General features: G+C 47.3%; 9 protein-coding genes. 2 read left to right on the top strand and 7 right to left on the bottom strand.

The features are described from left to right. Nucleotides 1-47: 47 nt before the first annotated feature. From C7R92_RS08380 to C7R92_RS08360, 5 genes are read right to left on the bottom strand one after another with little or no spacing between them, the layout of a single operon-like run. A complete protein-coding gene (locus C7R92_RS08380) occupies nucleotides 48-1,676 on the bottom strand; it encodes a peptide ABC transporter substrate-binding protein (RefSeq protein ID WP_106833893.1) in 1,629 nt (542 codons plus the stop codon). A 36-nt stretch (nucleotides 1,677-1,712) separates the two neighbouring features. Then, on the bottom strand, nucleotides 1,713-2,660 hold the full coding sequence (locus tag C7R92_RS08375) for an ABC transporter ATP-binding protein (protein WP_026043062.1): 948 nt from the start codon (nucleotides 2,658-2,660) through the stop codon (nucleotides 1,713-1,715). After that, complete coding sequence (locus tag C7R92_RS08370; protein ID WP_106833892.1) at nucleotides 2,661-3,680, bottom strand: ABC transporter ATP-binding protein; 1,020 nt, start codon at nucleotides 3,678-3,680, stop codon at nucleotides 2,661-2,663. 28 nt (nucleotides 3,681-3,708) lie between these two features. Continuing rightward, a complete protein-coding gene (locus C7R92_RS08365; RefSeq protein WP_106833891.1) occupies nucleotides 3,709-4,653 on the bottom strand; it encodes an ABC transporter permease in 945 nt (314 codons plus the stop codon). A 3-nt stretch (nucleotides 4,654-4,656) separates the two neighbouring features. Continuing rightward, nucleotides 4,657-5,589, bottom strand: coding sequence for an ABC transporter permease (locus C7R92_RS08360; protein ID WP_069845189.1), 933 nt, complete (start codon nucleotides 5,587-5,589; stop codon nucleotides 4,657-4,659). 397 nt (nucleotides 5,590-5,986) lie between these two features. On the opposite strand from C7R92_RS08360, the gene C7R92_RS08350 reads away from it, so the two are divergent. Together C7R92_RS08350 and C7R92_RS08345 are read left to right on the top strand one after the other, a co-directional pair. Beyond that, nucleotides 5,987-7,297 carry a helix-turn-helix domain-containing protein gene (locus tag C7R92_RS08350; RefSeq protein ID WP_106833889.1) on the top strand — a complete coding sequence of 437 codons (1,311 nt, stop codon included), beginning with the start codon at nucleotides 5,987-5,989 and terminating at the stop codon, nucleotides 7,295-7,297. A gap of 173 nt (nucleotides 7,298-7,470) precedes the next feature. Beyond that, on the top strand, nucleotides 7,471-8,412 hold the full coding sequence (locus C7R92_RS08345; RefSeq protein WP_106833888.1) for an alpha/beta hydrolase: 942 nt from the start codon (nucleotides 7,471-7,473) through the stop codon (nucleotides 8,410-8,412). A 99-nt stretch (nucleotides 8,413-8,511) separates the two neighbouring features. On the opposite strand, the gene C7R92_RS08340 is transcribed toward C7R92_RS08345, so the two are convergent. Both C7R92_RS08340 and C7R92_RS08335 read right to left on the bottom strand, forming a co-directional pair. Continuing rightward, a complete protein-coding gene (locus C7R92_RS08340; protein WP_106833887.1) occupies nucleotides 8,512-9,399 on the bottom strand; it encodes a DMT family transporter in 888 nt (295 codons plus the stop codon). A gap of 200 nt (nucleotides 9,400-9,599) precedes the next feature. After that, entirely contained in the window at nucleotides 9,600-11,669 is a 2,070-nt protein-coding gene (locus C7R92_RS08335; protein WP_106833886.1) for an acyltransferase family protein, read from the bottom strand. Nucleotides 11,670-12,611: the final 942 nt, after the last annotated feature.

Below are 12,611 nucleotides of genomic sequence, written 5' to 3'. Positions count from 1 at the left end.
TATTGGAGTATGTAAAGAGAAAAAAGAGGAGAAGCTCCTCTTTTTTTCTATTTTTTGGTTGCCCAGCGAGCACTTGGGAACGCGTTGACTGGGAAAGTGAGACCTTCTACATTCGGTTTCACCAAATAGTTTTGCTGGTAGTGGTAGACTGGAATGAACGGCATGTCATCCATCAAAATGGCTTCTGCCTGATGAAGCAGTTCCATACGCTTGTTCGGATCTTGCTCAACTTTTGCCGCCATATTCAACTGATCATACTCTTTGTTTACCCAACCAGTACGGTTGTTCGGACTTTCACCCAAATAGTAGTCCAGGTTAAATGCAGGGTCGTTGATTTGACCTACCCAGCCCATACGGCCCATTTGGTAGTTCTTTTGTTTCGTTGTATCCAGGTACACTTTCCACTCTTGGTTTGTCATTTTCACTTCTACGCCCAAGTTTTTCTTGAGCATTTCTTGGATCGCTTGCGCTATTTTCTTGTGGCTTTCATCGGTGTTGTACATCAGCGTAACGTCTGGCAGTGTGGACCAGCCTTCTTCTTGCATACCTTCAGCCAGCAACTTCTTCGCTGCTTCGTAATCTTCTTTGAAGTAATCTCCGCCTTCTTCGCGGAAGTCTTTTCCGTTTGGTTGCATCGCACCACGCGGAACCATGGAGTAAGCTGGTGTCTCTCCACCTTGGCTCACCATTTCGGACAGGGCTTTACGATCAAGCGACATGGCGAAAGCTTTGCGGACCTTTTTATTCGTAAACGGTTCTTTCGTTACGTTAAACATGTACATGTACGTACCATAGTAAGGAACGGATTTGAAATCTGGGCTCGATTTTTCTTGCGCGAGGATGTCAGACGGCATCTCTTTGTTGAAGTCGAGCTCACCACTCTTGTACATCTGATAAGCAGTCGTGGCGTCATTCACCATTTTCCAGGTGATCTTATCCATTTTTACGTCAGCCTTGTTCCAATAATGCTCGTTCTTTTCTACCACGAGCTCGGAGTCATGCTTCCACGAAACAAGCTTGTAAGCACCGTTGGAGATGTAGGTATCCGCATTTGCTGCCCATTTTGGATTGGCTTCCGCCTGCTTCTTGTTGATCGGGTGCCAGTAACGGGTAGCCAGCATTTTGTCAAAGTATGAAGTAGGTGCAACCAGCTCGATTTCGAGCGTTTTTGCATCCACAGCCTTGATCCCTACATCTTCTGCTTTTCCTGTGCCCTTGTTGTATGCCTCTGCTCCTTTAATGTAATAGAGGAGGTAAGCCGTAGTCGAAGCAGTTGCCGGATCAAGGTGTTTCATGTACGTAAAGGCATAATCCTCGGCTGTCACTGGCTCGCCGTTGGTCCATTTCACATCATCGCGCAAAATGAATGTATACTTCAGCTTGTCATCCGACAGCTTCACTTCCTTGGCTTGCCCCATGATCGGATTGCCGTCCTTATCCTTGGTGTACAAGCCTTCGCCCAGGTGATCCATGATCCAGAAGGACGTGGTATCCGTCGAGGTGAGCGGGTTCAAGTCTGGTGGCTCAGACTTGGCATTGAACACAACTTCTTGTTTGGCAGCAGCGCCTGGGGTAGTGGTACCTCCAGTCGATGTTGACTCGCCACTTCCGCCGCAACCAGCCAGAGCCGGAATAACGAGCGAGAGCGACAGGGCAAAGGCAGCTAATTTCTTCACGTTGTTTCCCCCTATATATTAAGATAGAAAATCGAACTACTGATAGAGATGACAAGCGACCCAATGGTTCGGTGCGGCTTCCTGCCATTGCGGAATCTGTGCCGCGCATTGCTCCATGGCCTTTGGGCATCTTGTTCGGAAAACACAACCGCTTGGAGCGTTGGCAGGACTCGGCAAATCGCCCTGCAAAATGATGCGCTCCCGCTTGATCGTCGGATCAGGAATCGGAATCGAGGACAACAATGCTTGTGTATATGGATGAAGTGGCTTTGCATACAGCTCGAAGCTGTTTGCCATTTCTACCATTTTGCCGAGGTACATTACTCCGATTCGAGTGGAAATGTGCTTCACCATGGACAGATCGTGGGCGATAAACAAGTAAGTCAGCCCCCTGTCCTGCTGCAAGTCTTCTAATAGATTCACGACCTGCGCTTGAATCGACACATCAAGCGCCGAAATCGGTTCATCCGCGATGATAAATTCCGGTTCAACCGCAAGTGCTCGGGCAATCCCGATACGCTGTCTTTGGCCTCCGCTGAATTCATGAGGGAATCGGTTCGCATGTTCCTTAGACAAACCAACCAGCTCCAGCAATTCTTTGACCCGATCCGCTCTTGCACCACGGGACAAGCCGTGAATATCCAAGCCCTCCGCAATAATGTCCATGACAGTCATGCGCGGATTCAGACTTGCTTGTGGGTCTTGAAAAATCATTTGGACGTCACGGTGGAACTGCTCTGCATCTTTCCCTTTTAGACGGTGTGCATTTTTGCCTTTGAACAAAACTTCTCCATCTGTATTTTCATAGAGGCGAATCATCGTTCTGCCCAACGTCGACTTACCACAGCCGCTCTCGCCTACTAGTCCGAGCGTCTCGCCGCGATTAATGGTGAAGGTCACGCCGTCGACTGCCTTTAGCGTAATCCCATTGCCGATCTCAAAATGCTTTTTTAGATTTTTGACTTCAACCAACGCTTGGCTCATCTACGTCTGCCTCCCTGCTGCCACCAATTCTTCCAGCTTCGGTGCCCGTGGATCATGTAGCCAGCATGCAGCTTGGTGACCCGCGGTGAATGTCGAAGCGTCCGGCATTTGCTGCTCGCATATTTCCATCGCAAACTGACAGCGCGGAGCGAACGGACAACCTTTTGGCGGGTGGAATAAATCTGGCGGCGTTCCCTCAATCGGTACCAGTCGTTCCTTTTCCACACCATCGATCCGCGGCAGAGAGCGCATCAAGCCCCATGTGTACGGATGCTTCGGATTTGCGAAAATATCCTCTACCTTGCCTGTTTCCACCACAATTCCTGCATACATAACCACGGCCCGGTGCGCGATTTCGGCTACGACACCCAAGTCATGTGTAATCATCACGATGGAGAGCTGCTGCTTTTCCTGTAATTCTCGGAGCAAGTCCAAGATTTGTGCTTGAATCGTTACATCTAATGCTGTCGTCGGTTCATCTGCAATGACGAGCTTTGGATTATTAGCGAGTGCAATCGCGATGACGACACGTTGCCGCATTCCCCCGGAAAACTCATGCGGGTATTGATCGACACGTTTTTCCGGATCGGGGATACCGACCAGTCGAAGCATCTCCATCGCTTTTTTACGTGCCTCTTCTTTGCTGACCTGATGGGTACGAACAAATCCCTCTACGATCTGAGCGCCGACCTTCATCGTCGGGTTCAGTGCTGTCATCGGGTCTTGGAAGACCATCCCGATCTCAGCTCCACGAACCGAAAGCAATTCCTTCTTGTTCATCCCCGTGATGACTTTTCCGTCAAAACGAATCTGACCATCCACGATTCTTCCCGGCGGGTTCGGGATCAAGCCCATGATCGCTTGGGCGGTTACACTCTTCCCACAGCCGCTCTCTCCTACTACCGCAAGCGTCTCGCCACGATCAACATGAAAGGTAACTCCCCGTACAGCCTGTACCTCTCCACCGTACGTTTTGAAATGTACGCGGAGGTTTTCTACTTGTAGCAAATGATCTGCCATGTCTGATCCTCCTATCTTCGTGGCGAGGTTACTCGCGAATTCTTGGGTCCAATGCGTCCTGCAAGCCATCACCGAAGACATTGAAGGCAAACATCGTCAAAGAAATCATCAGGGCCGGGAAGAAAAGTCTCCACCAATCCCCTGTCAAAATGACGCCGAGTGCGTCGTTAGTCATCGTGCCCCAGCTAGCGATTGGTGCTTGCACACCCAACCCCAAAAAGCTGAGGAAAGATTCTGCAAATATCGCCGACGGAATGGTAAACGTCAAGTTCACGATGATGACCCCGATCGTGTTCGGAATCAGGTGGCGTAACAGAATGCGAGGGAATTTGGCACCCAGCACTTGCGCAGCCATGATGAACTCCTGGTTTTTCAATTGCAGGATTTGTCCCCGAACGAGACGAGCCATCCCTACCCAACCGGTTGCAGATAACGCGATGATGATGGTAACAATTCCAGGCTCCATGACAACCATCAGCATGATCACCACGAGCAGGTACGGCAGTCCGTACAAGACCTCGATCAATCGCATGATGATGGTATCGATTCGGTCTCCCTTTTTGCCTCGACCGGCCATGTATCCGGCAATACCACCGACAGTCACTCCGATGACCAAATCAATTAACGCTGCCGATATTCCGATAATCAGTGAAATACGCGCTCCGTACCATGTTCGTGAAAACATGTCACGACCCAGCTCATCTGTTCCGAACCAATGCTCGCTCGAAATTTTCTGATTCGCATTCAAGAGACTCTGATCGGAATAGCTGTACGGAACGAGATGTGGTCCAATGATCGCCATGGCAATCAGCAAAACAATCAGGGTCAAACCCACCATTGCCAGCTTGTTTCTGACGAGCTTTCTCGTAACTTGTTGAAAATGAGTCAGGCTCGGTCGCATTTGGGCGATCTGTCCATCTGCTTTTTGAGCTCTAGGTCGAAACAACTCATTTACCGATTGATCTACCGCCATTGGCTACCTCCCCCTACTCGATAGTTTGATTCGTGGATCGATGAACATATAGGCCAGATCAATCAAGAAGATAATGAGCACCAAGATGGCACTGTAGAATACTGTCGTTCCCAGAATAACGGGATAATCTCGATTGAAAATGCCATCGACGAAGTACTTGCCGATCCCTGGTACCGCAAAAATCTTTTCGACGACGAACGTTCCAGTTAACAACCCCGCGATAAGCGGTCCCATAAACGTGACGATCGGCAAAATAGCGTTGCGGATTCCATGCTTGATCACTATCAGAAAAGTCGGAATCCCTTTCGCCTCAGCGGTCCGTATATAGTTCTGGTTCATCACGTCGATCATGCTCGTACGCATATAGCGTGTAATGATCGCTAATGGTCCAAAAGCAAGTGCGAGTGAAGGCAGAACCGAGTGTTTCCAGCTGGTAAGCGTCGCTACTGGGAATAACGGCCATTTGATTGCCAAGTAATTAATGAGCAATGGCGCCATAATGAAGCTGGGTACAGCAATTCCTAATACGGCCATGACCATTGCCGTATAATCAATCCAGGTATTTCGGTTTAATGCCGCAATTGTTCCGAATAAAAGTCCGAAAAAAAGGGCAACCGCTATCGCCTGCAAACCGATCAGTGCAGATGCTCCGAAGCCATCTTTGATCATATCATTGACACCGCGTGTCTCCGACTTAATAGAAGGTCCTAAATCGAGCATGACCAAACTTTTTAGATAAAGTAAATACTGCATCGGAAGTGGTTCATCCAGATTGTATTTCGCACGCAGATTCAACAAAATTTGCTCGGGCAACTGATCTGACTCTGACGCGAATGGATCACCAGGGATCATGTGCATCAGGCTGAAAGTCAGCGTTACAATAATCCACAAGGTGAGTACCATCATCAGAATTCTTTTAAGTAAATAACGCGACATCTATACGACCCCCTAGTCCAGACTTGCAAAAAGATTAAGAAAATTCAATGCGCCCTCCTTTTGAACAACCTCTTTAACGGAAATTGACCTAAAACATTCCTTAATTCAACAATATAGTGCCGTAATTATTTAATGTCAATTCTGATTTTTTTATTTTTTGCATCGATTCATAAAGGAATTTGCCGAAAGTTGTCAAATATACAACCATTAATACGGAATTTTTCCCTAAAACATCCCTATTTACAGCTTCGTGGTCGCTACAGCTCGCTTGCCCATCCGATGGGTTATATTCTATATATATAAGATAGACTGGCATACTAAAATGCCGAAAAAAGGATGGTTCTCCTTCCTAACGAACTGTTTATCCCGTAGTTTAACTTTTTTGGAGGACATTTTGATGATAAAAGTTGGCATAGTCGGTCCAAAAGATTCAGTAGATGCAATGGTAGCTGTGGGACGTGAGTTTTCCGATCACATCCTGCTCACCTCCTTTATTTATCAAGGAGTGGAACAAGTACCTACCTATGTAGCCGAAAATGATATGGAAACAGACATCTGGTTCTTCTCTGGAGTCGCCCCCTATTCGATGGCAAAAGCGCATATTGGCAAGAAAAAAGCCTTTTATCCGCAAGTCAATTCAAGTGTCCTGACCAAAGTATTGCTCGAATTGGTATACCGCGATGGCTTATCTTTAGATCGCGTGAGCTTCGATACCATTTCGGAAGCACATTTTCGTGAGACTTTAGAGGAATTGGGCCTGCACTGTGAGAATCCATACCTAATGCCATATAAAGAATTCAGACAGAGATCTGAATTGGTAGCTTATCACACCCGCCTTATTCAGGAAAGCAAGGTAGACGCTTGTGTCACGGGAACGCTTTTCGTCACCGAAGAATTAAAACGACAAGGAATCAGAGTATACCGAATGGGCTTTACGCGCTTCATATTTCGAGAGATTTTCAAGCAAATTCTGCAGGAGGGCGAAACGCTCCATTTCAAGCGCTCCCAAATTGCTGTTCAATTGATTGAGGTAACCGACATGGAAAAACTCGAAAATGAGCCTGCAAACGCCTACGAACTACGCCGCCTCGACCTGAAGCTACAGGAGCTAGTGCTGGATTACACGGAGTCGATATCAGGCAGCTTCGTCGCCGTTGGCAATTCCAAGTTCATCATTTTTTCCACCCGGGGTTCATTCGAAGAAAATCCAGAATTTCACCCCACGATCCTTTTGGAAAAAATCAAGCTGCTCACCAATTCGCATGCCAATATGGGAATCGGCTTTGGTGTCACAGCATTGTCTGCTGAGCGCAATGCACAGCTCGCTCTCGGCCATGCCAAAAACCATAGAGATGCCGCCATTCTTGTCGACCATGACGGTTCGATTGAAGGACCACTGCGTCAAACGAACAGCATCACCTACGAATATTGGACACAGGACAAGGAAATCAGCGAAAATCTGAAAAAAGCCGGTGTCAGTATTACGACGTTTAACAAAATCATTTCCGTCCAAAAAGCGTTGGGGCAAAAATATATCAGCGCCTCGATGATCGCAGAATGGATGGGCATGACTCCTCGCAATGCGCGAAGAATACTAAGTGATTTAGCAGAACACAACATCATCGAGCTCATTGGGGAAGAAACGCCAACGAATCGAGGGCGCCCACGGAAGATTTATCGTATACTCCCCTCCCCACAAACCACTTAATTGTTTCTCCATGAGAAAGGCGTAAGCTTGTGATTTCCAGAAAACTTCTTTTGTGGATCATTGCTTGCGCTTTTTTCTCGTGCTACTTCTCCCAGAGGTTCAGCTCTCTCCTCTTTCAAATCTGGTCATGCCTGTAAGCTATCCAAATATCATACGAATTGGGGGTCATACACATGCCGGTTCATCCACAGATTCAACAAATATTAGATGTCTTCAACCGCTCACGCAATGATGTTGATTTCAGCCAATTGACACCACAGATGATGCGAATGGCGACTGATCAAAATCGAGACTCAGGCGTAGAACCTGAACAGGTAAAAAAGGTAGAGAATCTTTCGCTTCCCTTAGAAGGCCGTTCTATTCCGATTCGCATCTACACACCAGAAGGTCATGCACCCTTCCCTGCACTCGTGTACTATCATGGGGGCGGATTCGTAATTGGTAATCTCGAAACGGTAGACTCGGTATGTCGCAACATCGCAAATAACGCAAAATGTGTGGTCATTTCTATCGATTATCGGCTCGCTCCTGAGCATCCTTTTCCTGAAGGATTGGAAGATGGCTATGATTCTCTCCTCTATATTTCAAACCATGCTGATCAGTTTGGCATTGACCCATCGAGGATAGCAGTAGGCGGAGATAGCGCCGGAGCTAATTTTGCAGCAGTAGTGAGTCTCATGGCGAAAGAACGACAGGCCCCGTCTATCGTTTTTCAATTATTAATCAATCCAGCCGTAGGAATTGTGGACACCGATCTCTATCCATCCATGCAGGAAAATGCGAGTGGCTATTTGCTGGATGTGAAATTGTTGAATTGGTTCCTCGGTCACTATATACCTCCGACTGCCGATCGGCACAATCCATATCTTGATCCGATCAACGGAGCCGATTTCACTGGTCTGCCTTCTGCCATGGTGATTACAGCCGAATACGACCCTTTGCGAGATGGCGGAAAAGCGTATGCAAACAAGCTACGCGAGAGCGGTGTCGATGTCATCTATCGAAATGAACAAGGCATGATCCATTCCTTCACTGGATTCCATACGTTTATCAAGCAAGCTCAGGAATCGCTGGATGAGATGTCGGCACAATTGCGAAAAGCTTTCAAAATGTAGGTCATATTGGATAAAAAAAGCGTAAGCATTGATTCGGGCAATTCTCACTCCCGAATCGAAGCCTACGCTTTCCTTTTCATCTTTTACAAGCAGTATGCTCTATACCGTCTTCGATGGCTGAACAGATTGTTTCTTTTGAACACTGGCAACAATCACACCCACGACAATCAACAAGGAGCCTCCCACTTGAATCGACGTTACCTGGGAACCAAGCAGTAAAAACCCGACCAGCATCGCTACAAAGGGCTGCAAGTTAAGAAAAATAGCTGCTTTACCCGTCCCTACCACTTTTAATTGTTGATTCCAGACGATTCCACATATTCCTTGCATAAGGATCGCGGTCAAAATGAGCATCGCCCATGCCCACACTTCGTGGCTGATCTGCGCCCCTGGCTCGATCGTCAACAGCGCCGCAGGAGTCAAAAACAAAGTGCCAACTGTCGTCGAGTAAACGGTGGCAATAAACGGCTGCATGGTTTGCGTCAGTTTGCGAATGATGATCATGGAAGACGAGAATGTGACCATGGCAATCACAATGAGTAAGACTCCTTTGGAAATGGAAAGTCCTGCCCCAATTCCGACTACGAAGAATGTTCCCAATAGAGCCAAGCCAGATCCAAGCTTCATACGCATGGTAAACTGTTCCTTCAAAAACAAAGAAGCCAGCACTGCAGTGACGATCGGCGCCAAGGAAAGAATCAGCGATGCCGTTGTCGCATCTGTCGTCAAGAGCCCATTGAAATACGCCGTTTGATTCGCCAACGTTCCGATCAAGCCAAGCAAGACAAGAAGTCCTAGCTCACGAACGGTGATTTTTACGAATTTTTTGGTCAGAAACGCGTAAATGATCAGAAACATAGACGTGAAAAGCAAGCGTACATCTGCCAAAAACAGCGGCGGAAACTCTTTGACCAACATGCTTCCGAACACAAAATTACTGCCCCACAGCGTCACACAAAAAAGCAATAGCAAGTACGACCGAATCATGATTGTTCCTTCTTTCACCCGATGCATTATTCTTCCGTTAGCTATCGTACAGGAGAGTGAGCAAAAAGTCCATGAGCTGATCTGCTATCGTTTGATGGAAATTATGTTTGGTTGTACACACTGTCACATAAAAAAGACCAGCGAACGACTTGGTTCACTGGTCTTCCCTTGCTTTGTTTCAGTCAGCAATTGTTCTGGTATTATTGTACCATTTCTTCCATAGGGGTTTCCTCAGTTGCCTCCAGTGCCCCTTCCATCTGCCCTGCCTCTTCTACTGCCGTCTCTGCCGCTTTCTCTTCCTCTTTCACTTCCGGCTTCTTCTCTGGCTCCGTCGGCGCGATTGCACTCGCCACGAGTGCCGCGTATTTTTGCGAGCCTTCCTTATTCGGGTGAACACCGTCTTTGTAAAAGTAAGTGCTTTGCCCTTCACTTGCCGCATACCAATCCACAAGAACGACATGCGGATGGGCTGTAGCAGTTTCCGCCAGCATCTTATTCACGACGCTTTCCCACGGTTTAGGTACGCGAGAATTGACGAGAATGATTTGCTCTACGCCATCTAGCGATTGCAGTAGCTTATCGAGCTGGCCTTTACTAAATGCTCCGTTCGAGCCTAATTCAATCACAACGCGATTTCCCATTTGCCCTTTTGCTTTGAGCTGCGCAATCACGTCAGGAGCTTGCGACATTTGCCTTCCGATTTTGGCATCCACGACGATCCCTGGCAATAGCTTCTCCAGATAAGGAGCCACATCCAGCATGACAGAATCACCAATCACCGTGATTCCTTTACCGGAACCTATCGCTTTGATCGGTTCCTGTTTTTGGTCAGGCTGTTTGGAAGCATTCGAATCTTTCTGCTTCTCCACAGGCTTCTGCTTTTGTGCGTTGTTATTTGGTTTCTGCTCATTTTTCGGCTTTGTTGGTGGAGTAGCTGGTTTTTGTACCGTTTCCGGTTTCTTTTCTACGATTGGCACCTCAGGACCATGTGGCTTGTCGGGGACCTTCGTCTCGGTGACCGTCTGCGTTGGCTGCGTCACATTTCCAGCGGTCGCATCTGATGTGAGCGAAGCAATCCCATAATACGTGACACATAGAGCGATCGCGCAACCAGTTGCCAATACACGGTTTAAACGTTTTGTTTTCTGCCCAGCCTTATTGGAACGATGCCAGATTCTGCCTAATGCACCGTAACGAATTGGCTCTTCTAGATATTTAAATGACAACGATGCCAGCAAAATGCTTGCGAGGAGTTGTAAAACCGCTCCAGGTACCGCCATCCACTCCCTGTCCGCTAAAAACGGATTCGTCCAAACGATAACAGGGTAGTGCCATAAATAAATCCCGTAAGATCGAACGCCGATCCAACGCAATGGCTTGCAGCCCATCCATTTCGCCAAGCTGCTGGCCGGATGTGCGAGTACTGCGACCAGCACAGCACTGACAACAGACAGGAGGACGAGCCCGCCCTCGTACAAATAATCATCATACTGATTCGTGTTCCAAATGCTGTACAAAAGAATTCCTAAGCTCAAGAGACCGCTCAGATCAAGCGTCAATCGCGCTTTTTGGGAAATGTTCGTCGTAAGCAAGCGACTCGGCCACATCATGGCGAGTGCGGCACCGATCAGCAACCCGAATACCCGTGTGTCCGTTCCGTAATAAACACGACTCGGATCAAGGCCTGGCTCATACATGACGGCCATGGAGATGGCGGATAGTGCAGCCAGCACCAAAGTAATGATCATAATTGGCCCCCTGCGCTTCAGGAAGCGGAGTCCCAGAGCGAGTACCAGCGGCCAAATGACATAAAACTGTTCTTCTACTGCCAATGACCACAGATGGCCTAATGGTGAAGGCGGACCGAATTTTTCAAAATAAGATACGTCATGAAAGACCAGCCACCAGTTACTCACGTAAAGAACGGCTGCTCCAACATCTCCGCGGATGGTGTCCAACTGCTCTGGCGAAAAGATAGCTACTCCTGCCATCACCACAAACAGCATGAGGAAAAGCGCTGGGAGCAGTCTTCTAGCACGGCGCAACCAAAAGTCTTTCATGTCGAGTCTGCCATTTCGATTCCATTCTGCAATTAATAAGTCTGTAATTAAATATCCCGATAAAACGAAGAAAATACCGACACCCAACAATCCCCCGGGTGCCCAGTCGTAATTCAAGTGATAAATAATGACTGCGAGTACCGCCAGCGCACGAAGCCCGTCGATCCCAGCCATGTATCGGCTGCTTACAGCTTTGATCGGTTCAGGCATGCTGGTGGCCTCCTATCGTTGCATGTTGGCGAGTGATTAATTCGTTCTGATTATTAATTCTTTTCGTACCCATCGTCCTTTTCGTATTTTTATGGTGATTCTTCGTGCTCGCCATGCAAAACATCTGCATTCTCCCCTTTTACTTCCGTTCTGTTTTCATCATTTGTTGTTGGGGGCAGTCATTACACATCGGGAATTGCGTGCTCTATGAATGCAAAAACCCCTGTTTCTGGAATCGTGAGAAAACGGGGTTTGGTCTCGTTCATTATCTTTATGGAAAATGAATTCTTCCCATCATCGTTGCCCGTATTCAGGATGTGATGAACTACTCACTATCTCGTTGTTTTCTGTTCACTTACTCCCTTATATATGCATCACACCTTCCTTATAGTGGATGGTTTCACAAGGAAATTACCCGGTCCTTGTCTTACGTTAGACGCTTGCTGAATAGTTGTTTGTAACCTGATTATATGACGGTTTCGGGGGATAACTCGTTACAAACTGTTTACATTCTGACTATGTTTTTTCCCGGTAGAAACGTGGAACAAAAAAGAAGCTGCTGGTATACTTTCCCCCCATCAGCTTCACGATTGTAGATCATCGCAGACCACCACTGTCAGATGCAAAATGCAACGTGTTTACTTGTCACAAAAGATTTACTGATCAACAGCCTGCATCAGTTCGTAATTTTTTGCGAGTTGTATTGACATTCCTGATTGTCATTTGTTGATAAACCTTTGAGCCAATAAGTTTCTGCTTGATGTACTGCCAAATCCAAAAGCTTGTATGTATCGTCTCTTCCAATTTGTGAGGAATGGTTGCTTTGAAATCGGTATCCCCCGAAGGAAAGCGACATCAACCCGATTATTCTCCTATCACTTCCATTTTCGCCAATCGAAACGGGAAACACAAGACAAAAATAAAATCCCCATCGATTACCAG

Origin of the sequence: Brevibacillus porteri (genome assembly GCF_003013475.1) — a bacterium.
Lineage (GTDB): Bacteria > Bacillota > Bacilli > Brevibacillales > Brevibacillaceae > Brevibacillus > Brevibacillus porteri.
The sequence above is the reverse complement of the archived record's forward strand: the minus strand, read 5'-3'. Positions and strand labels throughout refer to the sequence as shown.